Below are 278 nucleotides of genomic sequence, written 5' to 3'. Positions count from 1 at the left end.
ACGGCAAGCGGTTCAACTGTGTCGTTGACAACAAGGGCGTCGTCCGATCGGTCCAGCCGATCTAGCCTTCCCAGGCAGCATTTGGCTGTGCGGCCGGCAATTCGCGAAAGCAACGATGCCAGCGCCCTGAACCAATCTGGCCGCTTCACCTACCTGCAAACTTCGGATCACCTGAAGCCCAGCGCCCTCTCCAGGGCAGCGTTGCTTCGCGACCGCTCGTTCATCTGTTCGGAGAACATCGGCGCGGGCCTTTCATCGAACCCATGCCTTTGTGGTTC

At 60.1% G+C, this 278-nt stretch carries 1 protein-coding gene; it reads left to right on the top strand.

Annotated features, from left to right (window positions below; translation table 11 throughout):
- Nucleotides 1-87: 87 nt before the first annotated feature.
- Nucleotides 88-278 (top strand): hypothetical protein (locus SB772_RS40350; protein ID WP_410838560.1); only part of this gene is annotated, 191 nt, incomplete at its 3' end.

Origin of the sequence: Paraburkholderia sp. SIMBA_030 (assembly GCF_046535245.1) — a bacterium.
In the GTDB taxonomy this organism is placed as follows: Bacteria; Pseudomonadota; Gammaproteobacteria; order Burkholderiales; family Burkholderiaceae; genus Paraburkholderia.
Note: the sequence above shows the minus strand (reverse complement) of the source record. Positions and strands in the feature narration are given on the sequence as shown.